Source organism: Actinosynnema sp. CS-041913, from assembly GCF_050942485.1.
Taxonomy (GTDB): Bacteria; Actinomycetota; Actinomycetes; order Mycobacteriales; family Pseudonocardiaceae; genus Actinosynnema.
The window spans coordinates 9,009,529-9,035,545 of the sequence record NZ_CP192037.1 but is presented as its reverse complement, the minus strand read 5'-3'; the positions used below and the strand labels follow the sequence as shown (position 1 = coordinate 9,035,545).

Below are 26,017 nucleotides of genomic sequence, written 5' to 3'. Positions count from 1 at the left end.
CGGGACGGTGCTGTCCGCCCGTTGACTTCTCCTGTCCCGCACCGAAAACTCGGGTCCATGAGCGGGCGTGAAATCCTGGTGGCCCGCCTGCACGTCGACCTCCGGCGGCAGGCGAGCGCGATCTGTCGCACGCGCTGACCCGTACTCGTCCCCCCTTTTTTCGGTGTCCTCGGGAGAAATCGTGTCGATTTCCACCGCGGGTGTTGTCGCGCGCCCGGAAACAGCCACCACCTCGCGCACACCCGTTCGGCAACAGCCCAGAAAACAACGCAGACTGCCCGACCTGGCCCGCTGGCTGAGCCCGGTCGGCCTGATCCTGTTGTGGCAGGCGGCGAGCAGCACCGGCGTGCTGCCGCCCGACAAGCTCGCCTCGCCGCTGACCGTGTTCGAGTCCGGCTACCACCTGGTGCTGGACGGCTCGCTGGTCGACGCGTTCCTGGTGTCGTTGAGCCGGGTCGCGGTCGGGTTCGTGCTCGGCGCGCTGGTCGGCGGCGTCCTCGGGCTGGCGTCCGGCCTGTCCCGCTGGGGTGAGCGGCTGGTCGACCCGCCCGTCCAGATGCTGCGCACGCTGCCGCACCTCGGGTTGATCCCGCTGTTCATCCTGTGGTTCGGCATCGGCGAGGAGCCCAAGCTCGCGCTGGTCGCGGCCGGGGTGGCGTTCCCGCTCTACCTCAACCTGCACGCGGGCATCCGGCAGACCGACCCGGCGCTGCTGGAAGCCGCGCGGGTGCTGGGTTTCACGCGGTTCGAGCGGGTCGCGCACGTCGTGCTGCCGTCCGCCGTGCCGCAGACCCTGGTGGGCCTGCGGATCGCGCTCGGCACGGCGTGGCTCTCGCTGATCGTCGGCGAGCAGATCAACGCGGACGCGGGCATCGGGTTCCTGATCAACAACGCGCGGGAGTTCCTGCGCACGGACGTCGTCGTGGTGGGGCTGGTGGTGTACGCGCTGCTCGGCCTGACCACCGACGCCCTGGTGCGCGGCCTGGAGAGGAGGGTGCTGCGGTGGCGGGCGCGGTGAGCATTCGCGGTCTGGTCAAGGAGTTCGGGTCGCGGCGGGTGCTGGACGGGCTGGACCTGGAGATCGCGCCGGGCGAGTTCGTGGCGCTGCTCGGGCGCAGCGGGTGCGGCAAGTCGACGCTGCTGCGGATCCTGGCCGGGCTGGACGCGGAGGTCGAGGGCGCGTTCTCGGTGCCGGAGCGGGTTTCCGTGGCGTTCCAGCAGCCCCGGCTGCTGCCGTGGCGGCGGGTGTGGCGCAACATCTCGTTGGGGCTGCCCGGGTCCGGCCGGCCGAAGGACTGGTCGCGCCGGGTGGCGGAGAAGGCGTTGGCGGAGGTGCGGTTGAGCGACCACGCCGACGCGTGGCCGTTGACGCTGTCCGGTGGCGAGGCGCAGCGCGTGTCGCTGGCGCGGGCGCTGGTGCGCGAGCCGGAGTTGCTGCTGCTGGACGAGCCGTTCGGCGCGCTGGACGCGTTGACCCGGTCGGCGATGCACCGGCTGGTGGAGCAGCTCTGGCGGGAGCACCGGCCCGCCGTGCTGTTCGTGACGCACGACGTGGACGAGGCGTTGGCGCTGGCCGACCGCGTCGTCGTGCTGGAGGCGGGCCGGCTCGTCGCCGAGCACCGGATCGACCTGCCGCGCCCCCGGCGACGGGCGTCCTTTGTGGACTTGCGGGTGGACGTGCTCGCCGATCTGGGAGTGGATGATGTCGAAGCTGCTTAGCGCGTTGGCCTTGGTGGCGCTGGTGACGAGCGGGTGCGGCGCGGCGGCGTCGTCCGGCGAGGTCGTGCTCAAGGTGGGCGACCAGAAGGGGAACTCGAAGACGCTGCTGACGGCCGCCGGGCTGCTGGACGACTTCCCGTACAAGATCGAGTGGTCCACGTTCACGTCCGGCCCTCCGCTGCTGGAGGCCGCGTCGGCGGGCGCGATCGACATCGGCGGGGTGGGCAACACGCCGCCGATCTTCGCCGCGGCGGCCGACGCCAGGATCGCGATCGTCTACTCCGCCAAGGGGAACGTGGAGAGCGACACGATCCTGGTGCCGGGTGGCTCGGCGCTGCGGAGCGTGCCGGACCTGCGGGGCAAGAGCATCGCGGTGGCCAAGGGGAGTTCGGCGCACGGGCAGGTGCTGCTCACGTTGAGCGCGGCGGGCTTGACCACCAAGGACGTGCGGCTGAACTTCCTCCAGCCGTCCGACGCCTACGCGGCGTTCCAGCAGAAGCGGGTGGACGCGTGGGCGGTGTGGGATCCCTATACGTCGCAGGCGTTGCTGGAGGCCGACGCGCGGGTGCTGACGGACGGTCAGGGCAAGGCGAACGGGTACACGTTCCAGGTGGCGGGCCGCGCGGCGGTGGACGACCCCGGGAAGAGCGCCGCCATCAAGGAGTTCCTGACCCGGTTCGGCAAGGCGCAGCGGTGGGCGGACACCCATCGCGACGAGTGGGCGCGGGCGTGGGCGGCGGAGACCGGGCTGAAGCCCGAGGTGGCGCGGGCGGCCGTGGACCGCGGCGCGGACCTGCCGGTGGCGCTGGACGACGCGGTGATCGCGTCCGAGCAGGAGTTGGCGGACGCGTTCACGGCGGACGGCACGCTGCCCGGCAAGGTCGACTTCAAGAAGTTCGTGGACACGCGCTTCCAGGGAGGACTGTCATGAGCGTTGTGCTGCACTGGTTCCTGCCCACCTCGGGTGACGGCCGGACGGTGGTGGAGCGCTTCCACGCCAACCGGTCCCTCGGCGGGGCCGCTCAGCGCGACCCGGACATCGACTACCTGGCGCAGATCGCCGTCGCGGCGGAGCGCAACGGGTTCACGGGGGTGCTGACGCCGACCGGCACGTGGTGCGAGGACGCCTGGCTGACCACCGCCGCGCTGATCGCGCGGACCGAGCGGCTGAAGTTCCTGGTGGCGTTCCGGCCCGGCGTCATATCGCCCACCCTGGCGGCCCAGATGGCGGCCACCTACCAGCGGATCTCGCGCGGCCGGCTGCTGCTCAACGTCGTCACGGGCGGGGACGCGGTCGAGCAGCGGCGGTTCGGGGACTGGCTCGACCACGACCAGCGGTACGAGCGGACGGACGAGTTCCTGCACATCGTGCGGGCGGTGTGGTCGGGGCGGCCGGTGGACTTCGCCGGGACGCACTACCAGGTCTCCGGGGCGACCCTGCTGGCCGCGCCCTCACCGGTGCCGTCGATCTACTTCGGCGGGTCGTCGGACGCCGCGCTGCCGGTGGCGGCCCGGCGGGCGGATGTGTACTTGACCTGGGGCGAGCCGCCGGCGCAGGTGGCGGAGAAGATCGCGCGGGTGCGTGCGCTGGCCGGGGACCGGCCGATCCGGTTCGGGATCCGGCTGCACACCATCAGCCGGGACACGTCGGCCGAGGCGTGGCGGGAAGCCGAGAAGTTGTTGGCGGCGCTGGATCCCGCGCAGGTGGAGCGGGCGCAGGCGCAGTTGCGGGCCAGCCAGTCCGTGGGGCAGCAGCGGATGGTCGCGCTGCACGGCGGTGATCTGTCGAAGGGTGTGCGCGGGCTGGAGATCCACCCCGGTTTGTGGGCAGGGATCGGGCTGGTTCGTGGTGGTGCGGGAACTGCTCTTGTCGGTAGTCACGCTGAGGTCGCGGATTTGATCGAGGAGTACTACGCGTTGGGGGTGGAGGAGTTCGTGCTCTCCGGGTATCCCCACCTGGAAGAGGCCTACTGGTTCGGCGAAGGCGTGCGCCCGGAGCTGGCAAGGCGCGGCTGTGTTGAATCGTCGCGACTCCGTCGCGACGGCGAGGTCGCCTGGGAGTCGGCAGTTCGAGTCTGATTTCCCGGCGATCGAAAAGCGTGATCGCCGGGAAATGAGCCTCGACCTACCGACGCGACCTCGCTGCCCGGGGTCAGCGGGTCGGGCGGGCTTCCACGGCGGTGTCCGGGTTGTCGGCGAACACGCCGTCCAGGCCGGTCGCGTAGAACTTCGCGTACTCGTCGAAGGCCCGGCCGTACGCGGCCGGGTCGGTCGACGTGCGGAAGTCGGCCGGCAGGAACGTGTTCTCGTTGCGGAACGTCCAGGCGTGCACGATCAGGCCGCGCACGTGCGCGTCCCGGACCAGCGTGGTCGGGGCCTGGAGGAAGCCCTGGGCGTTGCGCGGGATGACGCGGTCCTTGGCCGCGCCGATGCCGGCGGCGTAGGTGCGGATCTCGCGCAGGCCGTCCGGCGTGACGAGGTCGCTGTAGGTGCGCTTGTCACCGGCCTTGACGAAGTCGTAGGGAGCGCCGGAGGAGTTGACGAGCTGCACCAGCGGCACGCGCAGGTGCTTCTTCAGCGCCTTGAGGTTGGCCACCTCGAAGGACTGGACGTAGACCTTCGCGCCGTGCCGGTTCAGGCCGTTGCGGTTGAGCACGTCGACCAGCCGGGGCTCCAGGGCGAGCTTGACGTCCTGGAAGTAGGTGGGGTGCTTGGTCTCCGGGTAGATGCCGATCTCGTGGTGGAGTTCGCGGGACAGCTTGCGGGAGAGGTCGATGACCTCCTGGAGCGTCGGGATCTCGTAGCGGCCGTCGTAGAGGGTGTTGCGCGGCCGGATCTCCGGGATGCGTTCCTTGGCGCGCAACGTCTTCAGCTCCGCGAGCGTGAAGTCCTCGGTGAACCAGCCGGTGACCGACGCGCCGTCGATGACCTTGGTGGTCCTGCGCGCCGCGAACTCCGGCTTGGTGGCGACGTCGGTCGTGCCGCCGATCTCGTTCTCGTGCCGCGCGACGAGCTGACCGTCCTTCGTGGACACCAGGTCGGGCTCGATGTAGTCCGCGCCCATCCGGGCCGCCAGCTCGTACGCGCCGAGCGTGTGCTCCGGCCGGTAGCCCGACGCGCCCCGGTGGCCGATCACGATCGGGCCCTTCGGCTTGTGCGCCGCCGCCGCGGTGTCGTCGTGCGCCGACGCCGACGGCATGGTCACCGCCCCGACCACTGCGAGCGCCGCGAGCGCCGCCCCGACGATCCTCGTCCGCACCATCGCCGACCTCCCTGTTCCGCGAACCAGACCCGCGGGAGCCTGGTTGCGCTCCGCGACGCGCTGATCACCGTAGGGTGAAGTGCAAACCACGTCATGGTGAACGGGTGGTGGGTGCTCACTCGATCGTCACTCCCTGGATATGGCTGCTTCCTCCAGGTCCAATTCGCGCAGGACCCGGAACAACACCTCGTCGTCGATCCGGCCCTCGTCGCGCGCCTCGACGAAGACCTCGCGCTCGGCGTCCAGCATGGTCCGGCGCAGGCGGCGGTAGGAAGCGGCGGGGCTCTCGTCCTCCTGGCGGCCCAGGCGCTCCCAGGCGGCGTTGCCCCGGTGCTCGGCCAGCACGCGGAGCCGTTCCACGATGTGGTCCGGGGTCTGGTCGCCGCTCTCGATCACCTCGTCCAGGCGTTTGACGGCGGCCTGCGCCGCCGCGTGCTGCACCTGCGCTTCGGCGAGCGCGTCCTCCCGTTCCTCGTCGCCCTCCACACCCAGCTTGCGGATCACCCAGGGGAGGGACAGCCCTTGGAGCAGGAGCGTGCCGACCGTGACCACGAACGCGCAGAACACGATCACGTCGCGCCCCGGCAGTTCGTGCGGCAGCGCACTCGCGGCGGCCAGCGAGACGACGCCGCGCATACCGGCCCAGGACAGGACCGTGATGCCCCGCCAGCCCGGAGCCGGCTCCTTCTCCTGGATGCGCCTGGAGAGGAAGCGCGGGATGTAGGCGGCCGGGTACATCCACAGGAACCGGACCGCGATCGTCGCGCCGAGCACCGCCGCGGCTGCTCCCACCAGGTCCGGTGTGATGTCCACGTCCAGCACGATGTTCTTGAGCTGTAGGCCGATCAGCGCGAAGACGAAGGATTCGAGGAGCACGTCTACGGAACGCCACACCGCCGTGTCCTGCAGACGTGTGTAGTAGGAGCTTTTCGGTGCCTGGTGGCCGATGTACAGGCCTGCGACGACCACGGCCAGAACGCCCGAGGAGCCGAGTTCCTCGGCGAACAGGTACGCGCCGAACGGCACCAGCATGCCGAGCGAACTCTCCATCACACCGTCGTCCAGACGGTCGCGGAGCCACCGCACGCCGACGCCGATGGCGAGCCCGATGACGACACCGCCACCCGCGCCGATCACGAACGTGCGGGTGCCGTCGACCCAGGTGGCGGTGGTGCCGAGGGTCGCGGCGATGGCGACTTTGTAGACCGTCAGCGCGGTCGCGTCGTTGATCAGGCTCTCGCCGGTGAGCAGCGTCATCGTGCGTCTCGGCAGGTTGAGCCGCCGCCCGATGGCCGCCGCCGCTACCGCGTCGGGCGGGGCCACCACCGCGCCCAGGACGAGGGCGGCCGGGATGGAGAGGCCGGGGAGGGCGAGGTGGGCCACCCAGCCGACACCGACCGTGGTGGCGACCACCAGGCCCACCGCGAGGAGCCCGATCGGGCGGAGGTTGGCCCGGATGTTGTGGTACGAGCTGTCCAGTGCGGCCGAGTAGAGCAGCGGTGGGAGGACGAGGACGAGGATCAGCTCCGGTTCCAGTGCGAACTCCGGCAGGCCGGGGATGAAGGAGACCGCGAGGCCCGTGGCGACCAGGACCAGTGGGGCCGGCGCGGACAGCCGTTTGGCGACCGCTGTGACGAGCAGCGCGCCGACGAGGAGCAGGAGCAGTTCCGGTCCGTGCATGGCGCAATCTTGCGTGATGATGGCGGGTATGACCTGTCCTCACGTCGCCGACCTGCCTGTGTCGGTCTCCCCGGACGCCCTTGACGGGTGTGCCGACTGCCTGGCTGCTGGGGAGCGCAACTGGGCCCACCTGCGGATGTGCCTGTCTTGTGGGCACGTGGCCTGCTGTGATTCCAGTCCTCGGCGGCACGCTTCGGCGCATTTTCGGGCTGTTGGGCATCCGGTGATGCGGTCGTTCGAGCCCGGGGAGGACTGGCGGTGGTGTTATGAGGATGCTCGGGTGGTGTGAGGCGTCGCGGCTGGTCTTCGGTGGCGCTTCTTTACAGTCCCTTTAGACGGTGGGGCTATGGCTGTGACCGGTGACACAAGTAGCTTCGGTTGCACAGGTTCCGGACGCGACACGAAGGGGTGCGCGTGTCGACCAAGTCGCAGCAGGCCGATGTTGCCGAGTTGATTGCCGAATACGACGAAGAGCGGCCGTCGCGGGTTTTATCGCGGCGGTGGGAGTTGGGGGTTTGGGTAGTTGGGCTTGGGGTTGCCCTGTTGGTCCTCAAGCAGGTTTTCTGGCCGTTCAGCAAGGGTGGCCAGTACTATCTTGTGATCTTTCTTGCCGTCACGTTGCCGTTGGTCTTCCTCTGTTACCGGGGGAAGCGCGGTGGGCGGGAGGATCCCGGGCCGGTGGACTGGGTGTTGGCCGGGGCGGCGTTTCTGGTCGGCTCGTATCCGCTGTTCGGCGGGTTCGACGCTTTTCTCGACCGGCAAGGGCAGTTGACCGGGCTGGACGTTGTCGCGGGCACCGTCCTCCTCTTATTGATCTTGGAGGCGTGTCGTCGCACGACCGGGTGGGTGTTGCCGGTCGTGTGTCTGGGGTTCATCGCTTTTGCCTACTACGGTGGGTACTTGCCGCCGTCTTGGGAGGTTTCCCACGCCGGGGTTGATTTCGGGCAGATCATCAACGGGTTCTACAACGATGCCACCGGTTTTTACGGGACGCCGTTGGACGTGGCCGCCACGTACATCGTGCTCTTCACGATTTACGGGTCCGTGCTCAACGCGTCCGGGGCCGGGGCCTTCTTCGTCGACATCAGTTTCTCCGCCTTCCGCAAGTCGCGGACCGCGCCGGGGCGTACCGCGGCGACGGCCGGGTTCCTGCTCGGCACGGTGTCCGGGTCCGGCACTGCCACCACCGTCTCGTTGGGGGCTGTGACGTGGCCGATGTTGAAGAAGGCCGGCTATCCCAAGGAGAACGCGGGCGGTCTGCTCGCCGCTTCGGGGATCGGGGCGATCCTCTCTCCTCCCACGTTGGGGGCGGCGGCGTTCATCATCGCCGAGTACCTGGAGACCTCCTACCTCCAAGTCCTGATCTGGGCGATCCTGCCCACGTTGCTCTACTACCTCGGGATCGCGCTCGCCGTCGAGATCGACGCGCGGCGATTCGGGGCCAAGGCCGTCGACATCGACGCGCCCAGTCCCCGGGTGTTGCTCAAGCGCGGCGGGTATCACTTCCTGTCGCTCGGTGTGATCGTCGTCTTCCTCGCGTTGGACATCCCGGTGTACTCGGCCGTCGTCTACGCGACCGGGGTCGCTGCGGTGTTCGCCCTTGTGGCACAACGGGGTGACGTGCGCGCTTGGCTTCGGGCGATTGCGGACTCGTTGTCGCTTGGGGTGCGTAGTGCGTTGCCGGTCATCGCGGTGTGTGCTGCTGCCGGTGTCATCACGTCGACCATCACCAAGACCGGGTTGGGGCAGGAGCTTGCGTCCGCGTTGGTGCGCATCGCCGGGTTCGTGTCGACCAACCCGACCGTCGTCCTGTTCGTGACGGTGGTGTTGGCGGCGGTCGCCGTCAGTGTGCTCGGGCTTGCCGTGCCGGTCACCGCGTCGTTCATCATCTCGTGGGTCGTGATCGGGCCCGCGTTGATCGAACTCGGGGTGGCGCGGGAAGAAGCCGCGATGTTCATCTTCTACTACGCGGTGTTGTCCGAGGTGACGCCGCCGACCGCGTTGGCCGCGGTGGCTGCCGCGGCGATCACGGGTGGCGACGTGATGAAGACGATGTGGCGGACGTGGAAGTACACGTTGCCCGCTTTCCTTGTGCCGCTTGCTTTTGTGCTCACCGACAACGGGGCGGCGTTGTTGCTGCGTGCGCCTTTGGTCGACGCGGTATGGGTTTTCGCCGTGTCGGCGGTCGGGGTCGCGGCGTTGGCGGCGCTCACCGGTGGGTGGCTGTTCGGTCCCGCGCGGTGGCCGGAGCGGGTGCTGTGCCTGCCTGCCGCCGTTCTCCTGCTCTACCTGCAGCCGGTCACCGTTGCCGTCGGGCTGGGACTCCTGGGCGCCGCGGTGGCCGTGCACCTGCTCTTGCCGAAGACTTTCTTGCGGGGAAAGGAACAACAAGATGCGTAGCTGGAAGGTCCCTGTCGCCATCCTCGCGGTCGCGTTGGTCGCGGCCGGGTGTGGTGGGAAGCGGGCGGCGAACGACAGTGGTGGTTCCGGGGCCGCCTGTGAGGCGGCCGACGGGCGGATCACCATCGCGACCGGCAACTCCGGCGGCGTCTACTACGTGGTCGGGGGCGGGCTCGCGAAGCTGATCAGCGACAACACGAAGCTCAAGGCGACCGCGGCCGAGACCGGCGCGTCGGTGCAGAACATCCAGCAGCTCGTCGCCGGCGACTACGACATGGCGTTCTCGCTGGCCGACACCGCCGCCGACGCGGTGAACGGCAAGGGCGCGTTCGAGGGCAAGGCGCAGCAGGTGCAGGCGCTGACCCGGCTGTACCCGAACTACACGCAGGTCCTGGTGCGGGCGTCGAGCGGCATCAACTCGATCGCCGACATGAAGGGCAAGCGGATCTCCACCGGGTCGCCGAAGTCCGGCACCGAGGTCATCGCCAACCGGCTGCTGACCGCCGCCGGGCTGAACCCCGAGACGGAGGTCGAGGCGCAGCGGCTCGACCTCGCCAAGACCGCCGACGGCATGAAGGACGGCAGCCTCGACGGGCTGGTGTGGTCCGGCGGCCTGCCGACGGCGCAGATCACCGACCTCACCACGTCGTTGAAGGACCAGGTCAGGTTCATCGACATCACGCCGCTGCTGCCGAAGCTGAAGGAGGTGAACTCGGTCTACGACAAGGGCGTGATCCCGGCCGCGACCTACGGGCAGCCCGCGGACGTGCCGACGGTCGTCGTGCCGAACGTCCTGCTCGTGCGGGCGGACTTCCCGGACGGCGACGCGTGCGCCATCACCAAACTGGTGTTCGACAAGAAGGCCGAGCTGGAGAAGATCCACCCGGCCGCGCGGGACATCGTGAAGGAGAAGGCCGCCTTGACCGATCCCGTGCCGCTGCACGCCGGTTCGCTGGACGCGTTCGGCGGCTGACCGGCCGGGTCATCTAGGCTGGCGCACCGTGCGTGTCCTGGTCATCGGGTCTGGCGCCCGTGAACATGCCCTTGTCCTCGCGTTGTCGCGGGATCCTTCGGTGATCGCGCTGGCCTGCGCGCCCGGCAACGCCGGCATCGCGGGCCTGGCGGAGATCTACGGGGTCGACGCGGGCGACCCGGAGGCGGTCGCCGCGCTGGCCAAGGAGTGGACCGCCGACCTCGTCGTGGTCGGGCCGGAGCAGCCCCTGGTGGCGGGTGCGGCGGACGCCGTGCGCGCCGCCGGTATCCCGTGCTTCGGCCCGTCCGCCGAGGCGGCCCGCATCGAGGGCTCCAAGGCGTTCGCGAAGGACGTCATGGCCGCTGCGGGCGTGCCCACGGCCACGTCGGAGGTCGTCGACAACCCGGCCCGCCTGGACGCGGCCCTGACCCACTTCGGCCCCCGTTGGGTGGTCAAGGACGACGGGCTCGCGGCAGGCAAGGGCGTGGTCGTCACATCCGACCGCGCGGTCGCGCGTGCGCACGCGATGACCTTGCTCGACCACGGCCACCCGGTGCTGCTGGAGTCGTTCCTGGACGGTCCCGAGGTGTCCTTGTTCTGCCTAGTGGACGGCTCGACGGTCGTGCCGCTGCTGCCCGCGCAGGACTTCAAGCGGGTCGGCGACAACGACTCCGGGCCGAACACGGGCGGTATGGGCGCCTACGCGCCGCTGCCGTGGGCGCCTCCCGACCTGGTGACCACGATCGTGTCGACCTGCGTGCAGCCGGTGGTGGACGAACTGGCCGCGCGCGGCACGCCGTTCACCGGGCTGCTGTACGCGGGCCTGGCCCTGACCTCGTCCGGGCCGCAGGTGATCGAGTTCAACTGCCGCTTCGGCGATCCGGAGACGCAGGCCGTCGTGGCGCTGCTGCGGACGCCGTTGGCCGGGCTGTTCCTGGCGGCGGCGCAGGGCACGTTGAGTTCCGTCGAGCCGCTGGAATGGGCTGACGGTTACGCGGTGACGGTGGTCGTCGCGGCCGAGGGGTACCCAGGTCGCCCCCGGACAGGTGACGTGGTGACCGGCGGTGACGCCGAGGGCGTGCTGCACGCGGGCACACGTCGCCGCGAGGACGGGGCCGTGGTCTCGACCGGCGGCCGGGTGCTGTCCGTCGTGGGCACCGGACCGTCCCTGGCGAAAGCCCGAGCCGAGGCCTACCGACGCGTGGAGACCGTGCACCTGACCGGCTCCCACCACCGGACGGACATCGCGTTGCGGGCGGCGAACGGGGAGATCGAAGTCTGAAGGTTTTTCGCGAGGTGCGCGGTGGAACGCCCGCGCACCTCCCTCCGCTACGACATCCGAGCGAGGACGGAACCGCGCGGCGCCTGAGTTCGTCCAACCTCAGACCCGGCTCACGTGGTCGTTGGTAGCCTGCGAACCGGGACCAATCCGTTACCGACCGTACGGGGGATGGGCGTCGTGGCAGAGGAGAACGGCCTACTGGGAGCCGTCGCCGGCGTGGGCGGGGCCATCGGGCGCGCGGTCGGCGACATGTTCGCGGCGGAGAAGCGCCTGAACGCCACCATGGCATCCGCCCCGGGTGCGGGCCAGAAGTTCAACGTCACCAAGGACACCGTCCTCCAGGCCGGCAAGATCATCACCACTCAGCGGGAAGCCCTGCTGGACAGCTACGCCACCGCGTACCGCGAACTGCGGGTGGAGCTGGACGACGGCGACAAGGTCAACCAGGACATCGCGGACGCGTGGAACTCGCGCCTGGTCGACGGCGACGAGTCCTACGCGGGCCGCGTCCAGCAGTACATCGAGAGCCTCGACAACCTGGCCACGCAGCTTCGCGACGTGGCCACGCAGTACGGGTTCACCGAAGACGACGTGAAAGCCTCGTTCGGAGCGGCTAAGTGAATCTCCGAGTTCTGCGCGTCCTCGTGCCCGTGCTGGCCGTCGGTGCGGTGCTGGCGTCGTGCACCGGCACGGAGGGCGGGAAGGCCGGGGCGGAGACCACCACCACCGCGGCAGCCGCCACCACGACGACCGAGTCGACCGGCGCGGCGCGTCCGCGTGAGTTGAAGGTCGACGGCGTCGACCCGTGCAAGCTGCTCACCGCGGACCAGATGGCACAGCTCAAGGTCACCAGGTCGAGCCGCAACGACACCGACATCGTCAAGACCGGCGAGGTGCCCACCTGCGAGTTCCGCGGTGACCTCAGCACCAACTACGGCGTCGCGGTCATCGCCGACAAGGGCATCGACTACTGGACCGGCAAGGGCAACACCGACGTGAGTGAGTCGGAGGTCGCCGGCTTCGCCGCCAAGCAGATCAGCCTGAGCGGTGTCGAGGCGGACTGCGCGGTCGCCGTCGACGTCGCCGATGGCCAACAGCTCTATGTCGACTTCCTTCCGGTGGGCAGCAAGAAGCCGTCGAAGGACGAGATGTGCCGCAACGTGGCGCAGGGCGCCGAGTTCGCGCTCACGACATTGCAGACCTTGAAGTAAGGGGGAGTCATGACCGGTTTCCGGCAGATCAGCGACCACCGCTTCGAGGGGTATGACAACCCTGCCCTGGCCGGCCTGGTCGAGCAGTTCAAGCAGGGTGATGCCGCGCAGAAGTTCAGCGACGCGTCCCACGCCCTGCGCCGGCTCTCCGCGAGCCTCGCGGACACCGACGAGGTGCTGCGCCGCGAGCTGGCCAAGCTCGGCATCGAGTGGCAGGGTGCGGCGGGCGAGAACGCGGGCAAGACCATCACCGCGCAGGCCGACTACGCGGGCGAGGCAGACGACGCGGGCCAGCGGAGTTCGCAGGCCACCGCGGAGCAGAGCGCCAACTACAGCAACTCCCGCAACGGGCTGCCCGAGTCCGATGCGCTGCGCGGGGACACCGAGACGAACCTCTTGGACGACACGCTGGGGTTCGTCGGGTACGAGACCGACCACGCCCAGCAGGTCAAGGAAACCCAGGCGGCGCGGGAACAGGTCATCCGCGGCCTGGACCAGTACGTCGAGGCGAGCCGCGACTCGCTCAACCAGTACCAGAGCATCAACAAGCCGCCGAACTTCGAGGTCACCACGACCTCCAGCGCGGTCGGCACGCCCGTCGCGCCCGTCCACCAGTTCGGCGGCGGCACGCCCACCGTCACCGGCGGCGGTGTGCCGGGCACCCTTCCCGGCGGTGGTCTCCCCGGTGGTCTCCCCGGCGGCACGCCGCTGCCCGGCGGCCAGCCCGGCCTCCCGCCGCAGCTACCCGGTGGCGGCACGACGGGGATCACCCCGCTGCTGCCGGGCCAGACCGGCACGCCTCCCGCCGGGCCCGCGCTGCCGGTCAAGGCCGGTGGGTCGAACCTCGGGCTCGGACTCGGGCTCGGGCTTGCCGGTGGGCTGGCGTTGGGCACGGCCGCGGCGACCGCGCGGGGTGGCAAGGTCGTGCGGAACCCGACGCCGGGCAAGCCCGGCGAAGTGCCGCAGGGCACTGCCAAGGGCACGGCGGCGGCGCCCGGTGGCAAGGGGGTCGGCGGTGTTCCCCCCGGCGCGTTGACCGGCAAGGCCGGGATTTCCGCGACCATCGGCGCCATCGACCCCGACGAGCGCGCGCCCGGACGGTCCGGGGCGGCGGCGGGTTCGGCGGCCGGCAAGGCCGGTGCCGGGTCGATGTTGCAGCCCGCCGCGTCCGGCAAGAGTGCCGAAGGCGAAGACGACGCCGAGCACATCCGCAAGTACGGCGTGGACTCGGACGACGTCTTCGGGGATGAGCGGATGGTCGTGCAGTCCGTCATCGGCGACGAGCCCGAGCAGAAGTGACCGCGGCGGGCACCGTCGTCCTGTCCACGCTCGAATTCGACGTCGCGTGGGAGGCTGAGCGGCTCACCAGGCGCAACGTCGCGCTGGACGTGCCGAGCCCCGGCGTGACGCACACCGAGCGGGCGCGGTTCGTCGAGCAGGCCTGGGGGTCGTTGGAGGCACGCGGGTTGGCGAGCGGGCGGCGGTTGACGCCCGAGTTGGCGGATTCGTTCGCCCTGCTGGCCAATCCGCAGGTCTCCGTCGACCTCTGGATCTGGGTGGACCGGCGCAAGATCAAGGGGCTGGCGGCGGCGGCCGGGGACGCGGCCATGCTCGCCGTGGTCGACGGTGACGAGGTGTGGCTGATCGAGGCACGGGCCAGCGCGCTCGCCGAGGCCGCCGTGTCGGTCACCGGGGACATGCCCGCCGGCTACGGCCGTTCCATCAGCCTGCCCAACGAGGTGCTGCGGGCCGCGTCCGAGGAGTCCGGCCGGGACGCCGAGAAGCTCGTGCTCGCCCTGGAGCGGCACGGGTTGCCGTTGAGCGAAGCCCAGGAGTTGGCCGGCATGTGCGACGGGATGGGCACCCGCGGCCAGTTCGGGGCCGAGCGCGCGCAGCACGGGGGTCCGCCGGTCCGCGCGGGCCGCGTGGTGGCGTGGCACGACACCCCGTCCGGCCGCTACCTGCACCAGGTCCGGCCCAGCTCGGACGGGCGGAACTGGAGCACCATCACGCCCATCGACAACGCGCGGCTCGCGTCCTGCGTGTGGGAACTGGTCCAAGAGGTCTGATCCGGTCATAACCGGGGTGCGCGCGGCGCGGAAACCCTAGTATTCGGAATATGGCGGTCGCGAAGTTCAACGCCGAGGCGATGGAGCAGTGCCGGAGCACGGTGAGCGCGCAGGCGGGACAATTCGGCGCGGTGGGTGACGGGTTCTCCGGTCATTACGCCGATCCGGACATCTTCGGCAAGTTGGCGAATTCGGGCGGCCTTTCCTCGGCCGCCGCCGAACTCGACCGGACGGCCGGCGCGGAGTTCGCGGCGGCCGAGTCGCTGCTGGGCAAGGTGGAACGCGCGCTGGACGCCGTCCAGGCCGCCGTGGTCGACACCGAGGACGCCAACGCGGCCTCGTTCCGGGCGGTGTGAACTGATGAGCGCGGTGGACGAGGTCCGGGGGCTGCCCGGCGGGCAGGCGTTGGCGCAACTCGCGGACAAGGTCGAGAAGGCCCGGCCGGAAGCGGTCGGGGAGATCGCGAACCGGTGGCGGCAGGCCGCCACGAAGAGCGCCGAATCGGGCAACACGCTCCAGCAGTCCGTCGGCCGGCTGGACGGCGCGTGGGAAGGCGGCTCCGCCGACGGATTCGTGGCCTACCTGGGCGAATTCGCCAAGGGCGGCGCCGCGCTGAACGACGCCTTGACCGGCGCGGCGGGTGATCTGGAATCGGCGGCGGCGGCGCTGGAATCGGCGAAGTCGTCGATGACGCGCATTTGTGAGACTTTGCTCGGCCGGGTGCGGCAGTTGCGCGCGCAGAACCAGGGTATGCCGCAGGCGGACGTCGACAGCGCGATCCAGCGGCTGTGCGCGGAGGCCGCCGGTGACGCGCAGCCGGTGATCGCGCAGGCCGAGCAGGCGCTGAGCGGGGCGTTGGGCGCGCTGAAGGGCCGGGCGGGTTCGATCACGCCCGCGTTCTCGACCATGGCCGACCCCGGCACGCAGCCGTTCGTGCCCGCGCCCGGACAGCCGATCGCCTGGAACCCGACGCCCGAACCGGAGACCAAGCCGTCGTCGGCCGAGCCGCAGCCGTCCCAAGCCTCGGGCAACGGCTCGCAGGGCGGCGGCTCGCAAGGCGGTGGTTCCCAGGGCGGCGGCTCGCAAGGCGGTGGTTCCCAGGGCGGCGGCTCAGGCGGCGGTGGTGGTGGCGGTATGGGCGGGCTCGGACCGAGCGGTGGCCCGCCGAGCAGCGGCCCGCCGCCCGGCAACGTCGAGCAGTGGATCCGCGAGGCGATCAAGATCCTCCAGGCCAACGGCATCCCGGTGACCGAGGAGAACATCGACGAGATCTGGACGATCATCGAGAAGGAGTCCGGCGGCAACCCGCACGCGCTCAACGACTGGGATTCGAACGCCGCGAAGGGCACCCCGTCGAAGGGCCTGATGCAGTGCATCGACCCGACGTTCCAGGCCCACAAGCTGGCCGGCCACGACGACATCTGGAACCCGGTGGACAACATCATCGCCGGCGTCCGCTACACGTTCTCCCGCTACGGCGGCTTCGAGGGCCACCCCGGTCTGAAGTCGATGGCGGGCGGGGGCGGGTACCAGGGCTACTAGCCTGGGCACATGCTTGGTGTAGCCGCACGGGCGGACGTGCCGCCGTTCCACGTCATGGAGATCGTGTCCGCCGCCGCACGCCGGCAGCGGACGCACGGGGACGTCGTCTCGCTCGCCGCCGGGCAGCCGGCCGGCCCCGCCCCGGAGCCGGTCCTCCGCGCCGCCGAGCGCGCGCTCCGGGAGCAGAGCCTCGGCTACACCGAGCAACTGGGCATCGTCGAACTCCGCACCGCCCTGGCGGGCCACTACGCACGCCAGTACGGCCTGGACATCACCCCGGACGACGTGGTGGTCACGACCGGCTCGTCCGGCGCGTTCCTGCTCGCGTTCCTCGCGGCGTTCGACGCGGGCGACCGGGTGGCCCTGGCCCGTCCCGGCTACCCCGCCTACCGGAACATCCTGCGCGCCCTCGGCTGCGAGGTGGTCGAACTGCCCTGCGGCCCCGAGACGAGGTTCCAGCCGACGGCCGCCATGCTGGACGAGGCCGGCCCGCTGGACGGCCTCGTGGTGGCCAGCCCCGCCAACCCCACCGGCACCGTGCTGAACCCGCGCGAGCTCCAGCACCTCGCCGAGTGGTGCGCCGAGCACGGCACCCGCCTGGTCAGCGACGAGATCTACCACGGCATCAGCTACGGCACGCCGCTCGCGTGCGCCTGGGAGACGTCCAGGGACGCCATCGTGGTCAACTCGTTCTCCAAGGCCTTCGCGATGACCGGCTGGCGGCTCGGCTGGATGCTCCTGCCGCCGCACCTGCGCCGCGCCGTCGACTGCCTGACCGGCAACTTCACCCTCTGCCCGCCGACGCTCGCCCAGCACGCCGCGGTCGCCGCGTTCGAGCCCGAGTCGTACGCCCAGACCGCCCGCCTGGTCGACGGCTACCGCGTCAACCGGGACGTCCTCCTGCAAGGCCTGAAGGACCTGGGCATCGACAAGGTCGCCCCGGCGGACGGCGCGTTCTACGCCTACGCCGACGTCTCGCACCTGACCGACGACTCCCTGGCGTTCTGCCGGAAACTGCTGGCGGACACGGGTGTGGCGATCGTTCCGGGCATAGACTTCGACCCGGTGCACGGCCACGAGTTCATCCGCCTGTCCTTCGCGGGCTCGGCGGCCGACATCGAGGAAGCGCTGCACCGGCTCAAGGGCTGGGTCTGACCGGAACCCGCACGTCACACCGCACGTTGGAGGGGACATGGTCAAGATAATCCTGTGGCTGCTCGCAGCCTGGCTCGTCCTGTCGCTGGTCGGCGCGGTCGTCAAGGGCCTGTTCTGGCTCGCGATCATCGGCGGTGTGCTGTTCCTCGGCACCGCGGCGTACGGCGCGATCAAGAGCAACGGTCGGAAAGGCATCAAAGGCCCCTGATCGCTGGATAACCGCAGGCCGGGCGTTCACCATGGGGCGGTGTTCGAGACTGATGAACGTCGCCTGGCCCGCTGGGAGCGGCGCGCCGAGTGGCCGCTGACGGCGCTGGCCGTCGTGTTCCTGGTGGCCTACGCCTGGGAAGTGCTCGACGACCGGGCGACGCCGGGGCTGCACGCCGCCCTGGAAGTCGTGCTGTGGGTTGTCTGGCTGGTGTTCGCGCTGGACTACGCGGCCCGGTTCAAGCTGGCCGCGAACAAGCGGAAGTTCTTCGTCTCGCACTTGTTCGACCTGCTCGCGGTCGTGTTGCCGGTCGTCCGCCAGTTACGGGTGCTGCGGCTGCTGACCGTGCTGAAGCTGCTCAACCGCCGGTTCGCGGGCAAGATCCGGCACCAGGTCGGCGTGTACGTCGCGGGTGTCACGGCGCTGGTCGGCCTGTGCGCGTCGCTGGCCGTGCTGGACGCCGAACGCCACCACCCGGACGCCACGATCACCACGTTCGGCGACGCGGTCTGGTGGACGCTGACCACCATCTCCACCGTCGGCTACGGCGACCGCTACCCGGTCACCTGGGAGGGCAGGCTGGTCGCGGCGCTGCTCATGATCGGCGGGATCGCGCTGCTCGGTGTGATCACCGGGACGATCGCGTCGTGGCTGGTGGAGCGGTTGAGCGGGGTCGAGGAGCAGGTGGTGGAGGCGGAACAGACGACGGTGGCCGAACTCCGGTCGGTCCGGGCCGAGCTGGCGGAACTGCGGGCGGAACTCCGCGCGGCGCGGGCCGAGGGCTGACGGCCCAGACCCAGACCCAGGCCCAGGCCCAGGCCCAGACCCAGGCCCAGACCCAGGCCCAGATCCAGATCCAGACAAGGCCAGGGCGAGGGCGAGGCGAAGGTCTAGGCCGGTAAGACGCCGAGCCGCACCAGTTCCTCCCGCGCGTGCGCCGCGTCCTGCCACAGGATGCCGGTCAGCCCGGCCGCCGTGGCGCCGGCCACGTTGTCCGGCCGGTCGTCGAAGAACACGCAGTCCCGCGTGCCCAGCATGGCCGCCAGCGCCGACCAGATCGCCGGCTCGGGTTTGGCGACCCCGAGGTCACCGGAGAACACCAGGTGCCGGAAGTGCTCCGTCCACGGCTGCGCCGACACGACCCGCCCGAACGACGACGGCGCGTTGGACAGCAGCGCCAGCGGGACGTCCGCCGCCGCCAGCTCGACCACCAGCTCCACCGCCGCCGGCGACGGCCGCAGCCACCCTTCCGCGTCCAGCCCGGTCAGCTCGTCCGCCAGCTCCTCGGACATCGGCACGCCCAGCCCATCGGCCACCGACCGCCAGTACTCCAGATCCGGGAGGCCGTGGTCGTAGGCGTTCCGCGAAGCCCAGTAGACCGGCGTGAACCGGTCCTCGGACACCCCGAGCCGGGCCGCCAGGGCACCCAGGGCAGGGGTCTCGCTGATCACCTTGCCGTAGTCGAAGACCACCCACCGGCTCATGAGCTGACCGACTGGATGCGCTTCAACGCCTCGGCCACGTCCGCCGCGTTCACGTCCCGGTGCGTCACGAACCGCACCTTCCCCGCCATCGGCCCGGCGTAGACCCCGAGGTGCCGCAGGCCGGTCAGGGTGACCTCCAGGTCGGGCACACCGGCCATCACGATGTTGGTCTCCGGCTCGTCCACCTGCCAGCCGAGTTCGCGGAGGCCTCCGGCCAGCGTGCGGGCGTTCACGTGGTCGGCGGCGAGGTCGTCGATCCGGTCCAGGCCGACCAGCCCGGCCGCGGCCAGCACCCCGCCCTGCCGCACGCCGCCGCCGAGCATCTTGCGCACCCGCCGCGCCTCGGCCACGAAACCGGACGAACCGGCCACAATGGACCCGACCGGTGCGCCCAGCCCCTTGCTCAGGCACACCTGCACGGTGTCCACGCCCACGGTCAACGCCGCCGGCGGCACGCCCAGTGCCACCGCCGCGTTCCACAGCCTTGCGCCGTCCAGGTGAACTTTCAGTCCGGTCTCGCGGGCGACCGACACCAGCAGCGCGTGCTCGTCGGGCGGTGTCACCGACCCGCCGGCCGCGTTGTGGGTGTTCTCCAGGCACAGCAACGTGGTCCGCAGCGTGTAGTACGGGCCTTCGGCGCCGGCCGCCGCGCGCACCGCGTCCGCCGAGAACCGTCCGGGGGCCTCCCACTCCAGCGGGTGCGGCATCCCGCCGGCGATCCACGAGGCCGTGCCGAGTTCGTTGTCCAGCACGTGCGCGCCGCGGGCGGCCAGGAACCGGTCGCCGCGGCGCAGGTGCACGGTGAGCGCGATGAGGTTGCCCATCGACCCGGACGGCACCCACAGGGCGGCCTCCACGCCGAGCAGGTCGGCGACCCGTTCCTCCAGGGCCCGCATCGTCGGATCGTGTTCGAGCACGTCATCGGCCACGTTGGCGGCCGACATGGCCAGGCGCATGTCCTGGTCCGGTCGGGTGACGGTGTCGGAGCGGAAGTCCAGGGGCGCGAGCTGGGTCACGAAAGGATCACATCACATGCGGCAAGCCCTTACCCAGTCGTGCCCGGCGTACCACGATGGGGGTGACGCAAGTCTCGGGCGACGGGCGTGCAACCGTAGGACGCCCCGGTTCCGTCCGGTAGGTGCAAGCACGACGAGCGGAGAGAGTCCGCGTGGATCAGCGCGACGAGCAGGAGTTCGCGGAGTACTTCGCAGCTCGCCGGGAGGCCGTGCGCCGAACGGCGTTCCTGCTCTGTGGTGACTGGCACCGGGCGGACGACCTCGCGCAGACCGCGTTCGTCGCGCTGCACCGCCGGTGGCGGAAGGTCCGGGACAAGCAGGCCCTGGACGCCTACGTCCGCCGGACCCTGGTGCGCGCGGTGATCGACGAGTCGCGACGGCCCTGGCGGCGGGAGCGCTTCGTGGACGAGGTCCCGGAGACGCCTTCGAACGACGGGGAGATCGCCGACTCGGTGGCGACGCGTGAAGCTCTGGTCGCGGGCTTGAAGCGGGTTCCGCCCCGGCAGCGGGCGGTGCTCGTGCTGCGGTTCCTGGAGGGCTTGGACGTGTCGGCGGCGGCCGAGGCGCTCGGGTGTTCCGAGGGGACCGTGAAGAGCCAGACCTCACGGGGTCTGGAGGCCTTGCGCGAGGCGCTGGGCGACACGCTCGACGATTTGCGGCCCGCGTCGTGAAGGTGAGGTGGAGGTAGTGGACGAGCGCAGGATCGCGGAGCTGTTCCGGGACGCGGCGAACGACGCGCCGCCCGCGTCCTTCGACGTGGGCGACGTCCGGTCGGGTTCGGCGCGGGCGACCGCGCGGCGGCGGGCGCAGGTGGCGCTCGGGTCCACCCTCGCCGTGGTGCTCGCGTTCGGCGGTGTGCTGGTGTCCACCAACCTGCTGACGCAGCAGAACTCCGGGGTCGCGACGTCCGCGGGTTCCGCTGAGGACTCCCTGTCCCCTAACCTCACCCAATCGCCGTTCGCGGCTTCCGAGCCCGGCGGGGAGCACGAGAAGCGTGCCGAACCAGACCTGACCGGCGGCTTGCCGCCCAAGAGCATCCCTGGCGACCCGTCTACGCAGGGGGACGGAACGTCGGGGACAACCGGTCGCCCATCGGCGACCGGTGGCGCCTCCGGGTGCCAGGAGGTGGACCGGGAGCTCGCCGTCGCCCTCGCCAGCGAGCTCCCGGCCGCCGAAGGACTCCAGGCCTCGCACGCGGTGGCGAACTGCCCCGCCGGCGCGCGGGGCGCAGGTTACCTGGTGCGGGACGACCGGGGCGTCTACGGCGTGGTGTCGGTGGTGCTGGTGCCGCCGGGGCAGCAGCCACTGGCGTCGACGTCGACCGCCGAGGGGCGCAGCGACGGTCCGGCCGGCACGGTGTACGTGCTCAGCGAGCCCGCGCAGGGCTCGGCCGCGGGGCCGTTCGAGGCGGAGCTGCCGGTCCTGGCGCAGCGGATCTCGGCCAAGCTCTGAACCGCCGAGTCGCGCGATGGAGAGCCGCACCTCATTCTGGAACGGGTGTACCACTAATTAGGTACGCTCGTGCCAGATTAGTGGAGGTGGTCTGTCATGGCGTGGGCCGTGCTCATCGTGTCCGGGCTGTTCGAGGCCGGCTGGGCGGTCTCGCTGAAGCTGTCCGACGGCTTCAGCAAGCTGTGGTGGACGGTCGCGTTCGCGGCATTCGCGCTGGTCAGCTTCGCGGGACTGGCGTGGGCGATGAAACAGTTGCCCGCCGGACCCGCGTACGCGGTGTGGACCGGCATCGGCGCGGCGCTCACCGCCGTCATCGGGATGATCTGGCTCGGCGACGGGGTGTCGACGCTGAAGATGGTGTCGATCGGGCTCATCGTCAGCGGTGTCATCGGACTCAACCTGGCCGGCGGCGGGCACTAGTACCTTTCCCGAAATGACAGCCGCAACGCCGAAGGGCGAGCGCCGCCGACAGGCGCTGGTCGAAGCCGCCGCGGACCTCCTGGTCGACGGCGGCTTCGGCGCGATCCGGCACCGCGCGGTCGCCGAGCGCGCCGGTCTGCCGCTGGCGTCCACCACGTACTACTTCGACTCGCTGGACGAGCTGATCAGCGCCGCCCTGGAGTTCCACGGCGGCGCGGAACTGGCCTACGGCAAGGCCCGGCTCGCCGAGCTGGACACCGCGGAGTGCGGCGGGGACGCGTTCATCGACCTCGTGCTGGACCTGCTGCTCGGCCCACCCGCCGGCGATCGGGACGCGGAGGCCGTGCTGCTGAGGTACGAGCGGCTGGTGGCCACCGGCCGGCGGCCCTACCTGCGGCCGTTGATGCGCCGGCTCAGCGGCCAGCTCCACGGGCTCCTGCTCGACATCTTCGCCCGCTCCGGCCAGCCGGTCGGCCGGGAACGGGTCGAGGAGCTGATCGCGCTGGTCGACGGCGCCGTGGTGAACGCCCTCATCGAGATCAGCCCCGATCCCCGGGCGGCGGCCAGGCGGATGCTGGCGAAGGCGATGCAACCCCGCTGACCTCCCGCCACGTGTAGTGGGGTGGAGGGCCGAGAGGGGTGGGCATGCGCAAGGCCGACGAACAGGCGTTCCGCGACTTCGCGGTGGGCCACGCCGCCGCGCTGCGGCGGACCGCGTACCTGTTCTGCGGCGACTGGCACACGGCCGAGGACCTGATGCAGGCCAGCCTGCTCAAGCTCTACCAGGCGTGGGAACGGGTGGAGTGGCGCGACAACCCGTCGGCCTACGCGCGCAAGATCCTGCTCCGGACGTGGCTGGACGAGAAGCGCAGACGGTGGCGGCGGGTGGAGCAGCGCGACGGCGAGGTGCCGGACGTGGCGGACTCGTCGGCGGACCCCGAGCAGGCGAGCGAACAGCTTTGGGCGCGCGACCTGGTGCACGCCGCCCTGCTGCACGTGCCGCCCCGGCAGCGGGCGGTGCTGGTGCTGAGGTACTTCGAAGACCTGCCGGTCACCGAGGTCGCGGTGGCCATGGGATGCACCGAGGGGACGGTCAAGAGCCAGACCGCGCGCGGCCTGGTGGCGTTGCGGACGGCAGTGGAGGAGTTGGAAAAGGGGGCGGTGGTGGCCTCATGAGCGAGGCGGAACTGCGGGAACGCCTGCGCGCGGCGGTCGTGGACGAACCGCCGCTGAACTTCGACGCGGATGCCCTGATCTCCCGCGCCCAGGTGGTGCGGAAAAGACGCCGGGCGCTGGTGGCGGTGGGCGTGGCCACGGTGGCGTTGACCGCTACCGTGCTTTCGCTGCCCGGTGCGTTTTCGCCTTCCCGGGGGGTTGATGCCCTGCACGGGTCGGTGTTGACCACTGCTCCGCCGTCGGCCGGTCGGCCGACGGCTCCCGAGGTTTCGGCGTCGCCGGGCGTGGTGGGTGAGCCGTCGGTCGGGCAGACGGAGTCCTTGGCGGTTTATCTGGCCCAGCGGTTCGAGGAGGTCGTGCCCGGGGTGTCCGCGGTGCGGGCCGAGTTCACGGATACCCGGGCGAAGATGGCCGCCGGATATGTGACCGGGTTCGTCTATTTCATCGATCGGGAGGGCAGTAGCGGGGTTGCCGTCCAGTTGAGCAGCCCGCCGTTCCTGATCACCCGGGACGGGTTCTGCGCCGGGGTGAAGTGTGATGCTCCTCGGCGGCAGCCGGATGGCAGTTATCTGGAGTTCGCCACTTCCAGTTCTGTCGACCATGACATGGTCACTCATTCGGTGGCTCATTTTCGGACTGACGGGTCGGTGGTGCAGGTCAGTGGGTTCAATTACGATCCCGCTCGGGTCGGGAAGGTTCGGGACGCGGTTCCGGTTTCCACTGAGCAGTTGATCCGATTGGCTGCTGATCCCAATCTGGTCGTTCGTTGGTAGTCGAGCTTTTTTCCCAGGGCGACGGGTGCTGCCCTTTCGCTGTGCCCGTCGTCCGTCCTGGGGGGCCGTTCCGAGGATCTGTCTGCGCTTCCGCCCCGGGGTTGACACTGCGCCACGACGCTCTCAGCTTCTGAGGCCGGAATTGTCGGTGTCCCGTGGGATGATTGATGTGGGGGCCGGCGGCCACGTTCGTGGTGGCGCGGCGGTGGTGGCGCGGCGGTCGGGCGACGGCTTTGGCGGTGGTGGGCGGGCGGTGCGGTCGGGTGTGTGGCCTGAGGGTCGTGCCGGGGTGGCTATTCTGGCGTCGTGACTAGCAAGCCGCGTATCGCCAACGTTCTCGCAGGTCGTTATGCCTCCGCCGAGTTGGCCACGTTGTGGTCCGCCGAGCACAAGATCGTGTTGGAGCGGCAGTTGTGGCTTGCGGTCCTCCGGGCTCAGGCCGAGTCGGGCATCGACGTCCCGGCCGGGGCCGTACGCGACTACGAGCGGGTGGTAGACCAGGTTGACCTCGGGTCCATCGCCGCCCGGGAGCGGGTCACCCGGCACGATGTCAAGGCTCGGATCGAGGAGTTCAACGCGCTCGCCGGGCATGAGCACGTCCACAAGGGCATGACCTCCCGCGACCTCACCGAGAACGTCGAGCAGCTCCAAATCCTCCGGTCCCTTGAGCACGTCCGCGGCAAGGTGGCGGCGGTGCTCGCCCGGCTGGCGCGGCTCGCGGCCGAGTACGGCGATCTTGTGATGGCCGGGCGCTCGCACAACGTCGCCGCGCAGGCCACGACGCTCGGCAAGAGGTTCGCGTCCGCCGCCGACGAGACGTTGGCCGCCTTCCACCGCCTGGACGAGTTGATCGCCCGCTACCCCCTGCGCGGCATCAAGGGGCCGGTCGGCACCGCTCAGGACATGCTCGACCTGCTCGGCGGCGACCACGAGAAGCTGGCCGAGCTGGAACGGACCGTCGCGGGGCACCTCGGGTTCGAGAAGGTGCTGACCAGCGTCGGGCAGGTGTACCCGCGCTCGCTGGACTTCGACGTCGTGTCCTGCCTGGTCCAGTTGGCCGCCGGGCCGTCCAGCCTGGCCAAGACCATCCGGCTGATGGCCGGCCACGAACTCGTCACCGAGGGCTTCAAGCCCGGCCAGGTCGGGTCCAGTGCCATGCCGCACAAGATGAACACCCGGTCCTGTGAGCGGGTGAACGGGTTCGCCGTCATCCTCCGCGGCCACCTGTCGATGGTCGGCGAGTTGGCCGGTGACCAGTGGAACGAGGGCGACGTCTCCTGCTCCGTCGTGCGGCGGGTCGCGTTGCCGGACGCGTTCTTCGCGTTCGACGGGTTGGTGGAGACGTTCCTGACCGTGCTGGACGAGTTCGGCGCGTACCCGGCCGTCGTCGCCAAGGAACTCGACCGGTACCTGCCGTTCCTCGCCACGACGAAGGTGCTGATGGCCGCGATCCGCCGGGGGGTCGGCCGGGAGACCGCGCACGAGGCGATCAAGGAGAACGCGGTCGCCGTCGCGCTCGCCATGCGGGAGCAGGGCGCGGGCAACGACCTGGTGGAGCGGCTGGCCGCCGACGAGCGGATTCCGCTGGACCGGGTCGAGTTGCAGGCGTTGTTGGACGACCGGCTGTCGTTCACCGGGGTGGCCGGGCGGCAGGTCGCGAGTGTCGTCGCCCAGGTGGAGGAGGTCGTCGCCAAGTTCCCGGCCGCGGCCGGGTACGTGCCGGAGCCGATCCTCTAGTCGGCTAGGGACGGCCCCAGTAGAGCCGGCCCCGTCGGGACTTCTCGCACACCAGCGGGCGGCCGGCGGGGTCGACGGCGGTCGCGCCCTCTTCCTCGCACGGGAAGCCCTGTAGCGCCACTTCGTCGAAGTCCGGCTTGGTGGGCTCCACCTGCGTCTGGGTCGGCTGCACCGGAGCGGGCGGTGGTTCGGCGGGTGGCGGGGGCGGGGGCGGCGGTTCCTCGGTGGTGGCTTCCACGACCGGCCGGGTCGTCGTGGGGAGCGCGCGCACGGAGATCGACGCCACGGCGGGGAGCGACGTCGGCACCGGCGACGTCGAGATGCTGGGGATCGGCACTGGCGTGGGCGCCGCCTGGGTCTTGCCGCACGCGCCCAGCAGCAGCCCGAGTCCGACGCTCGCCGCGGCGAGCGCGACGGGCGTCCGGGGTGCCTTCCGAGCCATCACGGGTAGCCAGGGT

Annotated in this window: 30 protein-coding genes; 25 read left to right on the top strand and 5 right to left on the bottom strand. The window is 70.6% G+C overall.

What is annotated here, in order from left to right:
* The first annotated feature begins 57 nt into the window (after positions 1-57).
* From ACQPZF_RS40960 to ACQPZF_RS40940, 5 genes are read left to right on the top strand one after another with little or no spacing between them, the layout of a single operon-like run.
* Positions 58-138, top strand: coding sequence for a putative leader peptide (locus tag ACQPZF_RS40960; RefSeq protein WP_376774397.1), 81 nt, complete (start codon positions 58-60; stop codon positions 136-138).
* 43 nt (positions 139-181) lie between these two features.
* Entirely contained in the window at positions 182-1,018 is an 837-nt protein-coding gene (locus tag ACQPZF_RS40955; RefSeq protein ID WP_433266478.1) for an ABC transporter permease, read from the top strand.
* Positions 1,003-1,719 (top strand): ABC transporter ATP-binding protein, encoded by a 717-nt coding sequence (locus tag ACQPZF_RS40950; RefSeq protein ID WP_433266476.1) that lies wholly within the window; start codon positions 1,003-1,005, stop codon positions 1,717-1,719. Before ACQPZF_RS40955 ends, ACQPZF_RS40950 begins: the two co-directional genes overlap by 16 nt.
* Complete coding sequence (locus tag ACQPZF_RS40945; RefSeq protein WP_433266474.1) at positions 1,703-2,650, top strand: ABC transporter substrate-binding protein; 948 nt, start codon at positions 1,703-1,705, stop codon at positions 2,648-2,650. Before ACQPZF_RS40950 ends, ACQPZF_RS40945 begins: the two co-directional genes overlap by 17 nt.
* Positions 2,647-3,798, top strand: coding sequence for an LLM class flavin-dependent oxidoreductase (locus ACQPZF_RS40940; protein WP_433266472.1), 1,152 nt, complete (start codon positions 2,647-2,649; stop codon positions 3,796-3,798). Before ACQPZF_RS40945 ends, ACQPZF_RS40940 begins: the two co-directional genes overlap by 4 nt.
* Before the next feature lie 73 nt (positions 3,799-3,871).
* Here ACQPZF_RS40940 and ACQPZF_RS40935 read toward each other — a convergent pair whose 3' ends face one another.
* Entirely contained in the window at positions 3,872-4,981 is a 1,110-nt protein-coding gene (locus tag ACQPZF_RS40935; RefSeq protein ID WP_433266470.1) for a glycerophosphodiester phosphodiesterase, read from the bottom strand.
* Between the two features lie 126 nt (positions 4,982-5,107).
* Positions 5,108-6,661 carry a Na+/H+ antiporter gene (locus tag ACQPZF_RS40930; RefSeq protein ID WP_433266468.1) on the bottom strand — a complete coding sequence of 518 codons (1,554 nt, stop codon included), beginning with the start codon at positions 6,659-6,661 and terminating at the stop codon, positions 5,108-5,110.
* Between ACQPZF_RS40930 and ACQPZF_RS40925 the strand changes: the two genes are divergently transcribed.
* From ACQPZF_RS40925 to ACQPZF_RS40865, 13 genes are all read left to right on the top strand, one after another.
* Positions 6,660-6,950 (top strand): UBP-type zinc finger domain-containing protein, encoded by a 291-nt coding sequence (locus tag ACQPZF_RS40925; RefSeq protein ID WP_433266466.1) that lies wholly within the window; start codon positions 6,660-6,662, stop codon positions 6,948-6,950. The two genes, ACQPZF_RS40930 and ACQPZF_RS40925, sit on opposite strands and share 2 nt — an antisense overlap.
* Positions 6,951-7,075: 125 nt before the next feature.
* A complete protein-coding gene (locus tag ACQPZF_RS40920) occupies positions 7,076-9,061 on the top strand; it encodes a TRAP transporter permease (protein ID WP_433274946.1) in 1,986 nt (661 codons plus the stop codon).
* Positions 9,054-10,034 carry a TAXI family TRAP transporter solute-binding subunit gene (locus ACQPZF_RS40915; protein ID WP_433266464.1) on the top strand — a complete coding sequence of 327 codons (981 nt, stop codon included), beginning with the start codon at positions 9,054-9,056 and terminating at the stop codon, positions 10,032-10,034. The genes ACQPZF_RS40920 and ACQPZF_RS40915 overlap by 8 nt, the downstream gene beginning before the upstream one ends.
* A 28-nt stretch (positions 10,035-10,062) precedes the next feature.
* Entirely contained in the window at positions 10,063-11,316 is a 1,254-nt protein-coding gene (gene purD, locus ACQPZF_RS40910; protein WP_433266462.1) for a phosphoribosylamine--glycine ligase, read from the top strand.
* A gap of 168 nt (positions 11,317-11,484) precedes the next feature.
* Positions 11,485-11,937, top strand: coding sequence for a hypothetical protein (locus ACQPZF_RS40905; RefSeq protein ID WP_433266460.1), 453 nt, complete (start codon positions 11,485-11,487; stop codon positions 11,935-11,937).
* Entirely contained in the window at positions 11,934-12,527 is a 594-nt protein-coding gene (locus tag ACQPZF_RS40900) for a DUF3558 domain-containing protein (RefSeq protein WP_433266459.1), read from the top strand. The genes ACQPZF_RS40905 and ACQPZF_RS40900 overlap by 4 nt, the downstream gene beginning before the upstream one ends.
* Before the next feature lie 9 nt (positions 12,528-12,536).
* Positions 12,537-13,826: a hypothetical protein gene (locus tag ACQPZF_RS40895; RefSeq protein ID WP_433266457.1), complete on the top strand. Its 1,290-nt coding sequence runs from the start codon at positions 12,537-12,539 to the stop codon at positions 13,824-13,826.
* A complete protein-coding gene (locus ACQPZF_RS40890) occupies positions 13,823-14,596 on the top strand; it encodes an ESX secretion-associated protein EspG (protein ID WP_433266455.1) in 774 nt (257 codons plus the stop codon). The genes ACQPZF_RS40895 and ACQPZF_RS40890 overlap by 4 nt, the downstream gene beginning before the upstream one ends.
* A gap of 50 nt (positions 14,597-14,646) precedes the next feature.
* Entirely contained in the window at positions 14,647-14,952 is a 306-nt protein-coding gene (locus ACQPZF_RS40885) for a hypothetical protein (protein WP_433266453.1), read from the top strand.
* A 4-nt stretch (positions 14,953-14,956) separates the two neighbouring features.
* Positions 14,957-16,138, top strand: a complete 1,182-nt coding sequence (locus tag ACQPZF_RS40880; RefSeq protein WP_433266451.1) for a transglycosylase SLT domain-containing protein — start codon at positions 14,957-14,959, stop codon at positions 16,136-16,138.
* Positions 16,139-16,147: 9 nt separating this feature from the next.
* Positions 16,148-17,293 (top strand): pyridoxal phosphate-dependent aminotransferase, encoded by a 1,146-nt coding sequence (locus ACQPZF_RS40875; RefSeq protein WP_433266449.1) that lies wholly within the window; start codon positions 16,148-16,150, stop codon positions 17,291-17,293.
* Positions 17,294-17,330: 37 nt separating this feature from the next.
* A complete protein-coding gene (locus ACQPZF_RS40870; protein WP_433266447.1) occupies positions 17,331-17,501 on the top strand; it encodes a hypothetical protein in 171 nt (56 codons plus the stop codon).
* A gap of 39 nt (positions 17,502-17,540) precedes the next feature.
* Entirely contained in the window at positions 17,541-18,287 is a 747-nt protein-coding gene (locus tag ACQPZF_RS40865) for a potassium channel family protein (RefSeq protein WP_433266445.1), read from the top strand.
* Between the two features lie 104 nt (positions 18,288-18,391).
* Here ACQPZF_RS40865 and ACQPZF_RS40860 read toward each other — a convergent pair whose 3' ends face one another.
* Both ACQPZF_RS40860 and ACQPZF_RS40855 read right to left on the bottom strand, forming a co-directional pair.
* On the bottom strand, positions 18,392-18,985 hold the full coding sequence (locus tag ACQPZF_RS40860) for an HAD family hydrolase (RefSeq protein ID WP_433266443.1): 594 nt from the start codon (positions 18,983-18,985) through the stop codon (positions 18,392-18,394).
* Positions 18,982-20,001, bottom strand: coding sequence for a threonine aldolase family protein (locus tag ACQPZF_RS40855; protein WP_433266441.1), 1,020 nt, complete (start codon positions 19,999-20,001; stop codon positions 18,982-18,984). The genes ACQPZF_RS40860 and ACQPZF_RS40855 overlap by 4 nt, the downstream gene beginning before the upstream one ends.
* A 152-nt stretch (positions 20,002-20,153) precedes the next feature.
* Here ACQPZF_RS40855 and ACQPZF_RS40850 point away from each other — a divergent pair, with 152 nt between their 5' ends.
* From ACQPZF_RS40850 to purB, 7 genes are all read left to right on the top strand, one after another.
* Positions 20,154-20,672, top strand: coding sequence for a SigE family RNA polymerase sigma factor (locus tag ACQPZF_RS40850; RefSeq protein WP_433266439.1), 519 nt, complete (start codon positions 20,154-20,156; stop codon positions 20,670-20,672).
* A gap of 16 nt (positions 20,673-20,688) precedes the next feature.
* The gene (locus tag ACQPZF_RS40845; protein WP_433266437.1) at positions 20,689-21,453 is read left to right on the top strand and encodes a hypothetical protein; all 765 of its coding nucleotides are present in this window, start codon (positions 20,689-20,691) and stop codon (positions 21,451-21,453) included.
* Between the two features lie 96 nt (positions 21,454-21,549).
* Positions 21,550-21,873, top strand: a complete 324-nt coding sequence (locus ACQPZF_RS40840; protein WP_433266435.1) for a DMT family transporter — start codon at positions 21,550-21,552, stop codon at positions 21,871-21,873.
* Between the two features lie 13 nt (positions 21,874-21,886).
* Positions 21,887-22,474, top strand: a complete 588-nt coding sequence (locus ACQPZF_RS40835; RefSeq protein ID WP_433266433.1) for a TetR/AcrR family transcriptional regulator — start codon at positions 21,887-21,889, stop codon at positions 22,472-22,474.
* A 44-nt stretch (positions 22,475-22,518) separates the two neighbouring features.
* On the top strand, positions 22,519-23,049 hold the full coding sequence (locus ACQPZF_RS40830) for an RNA polymerase sigma factor (RefSeq protein WP_433266431.1): 531 nt from the start codon (positions 22,519-22,521) through the stop codon (positions 23,047-23,049).
* A complete protein-coding gene (locus tag ACQPZF_RS40825; RefSeq protein WP_433266429.1) occupies positions 23,046-23,822 on the top strand; it encodes a hypothetical protein in 777 nt (258 codons plus the stop codon). Before ACQPZF_RS40830 ends, ACQPZF_RS40825 begins: the two co-directional genes overlap by 4 nt.
* 306 nt (positions 23,823-24,128) lie before the next feature.
* Positions 24,129-25,559: an adenylosuccinate lyase gene (gene purB / locus ACQPZF_RS40820; RefSeq protein WP_433266427.1), complete on the top strand. Its 1,431-nt coding sequence runs from the start codon at positions 24,129-24,131 to the stop codon at positions 25,557-25,559.
* A gap of 4 nt (positions 25,560-25,563) precedes the next feature.
* On the opposite strand, the gene ACQPZF_RS40815 is transcribed toward purB, so the two are convergent.
* Positions 25,564-26,004: a hypothetical protein gene (locus ACQPZF_RS40815; protein WP_433266425.1), complete on the bottom strand. Its 441-nt coding sequence runs from the start codon at positions 26,002-26,004 to the stop codon at positions 25,564-25,566.
* Positions 26,005-26,017: the final 13 nt, after the last annotated feature.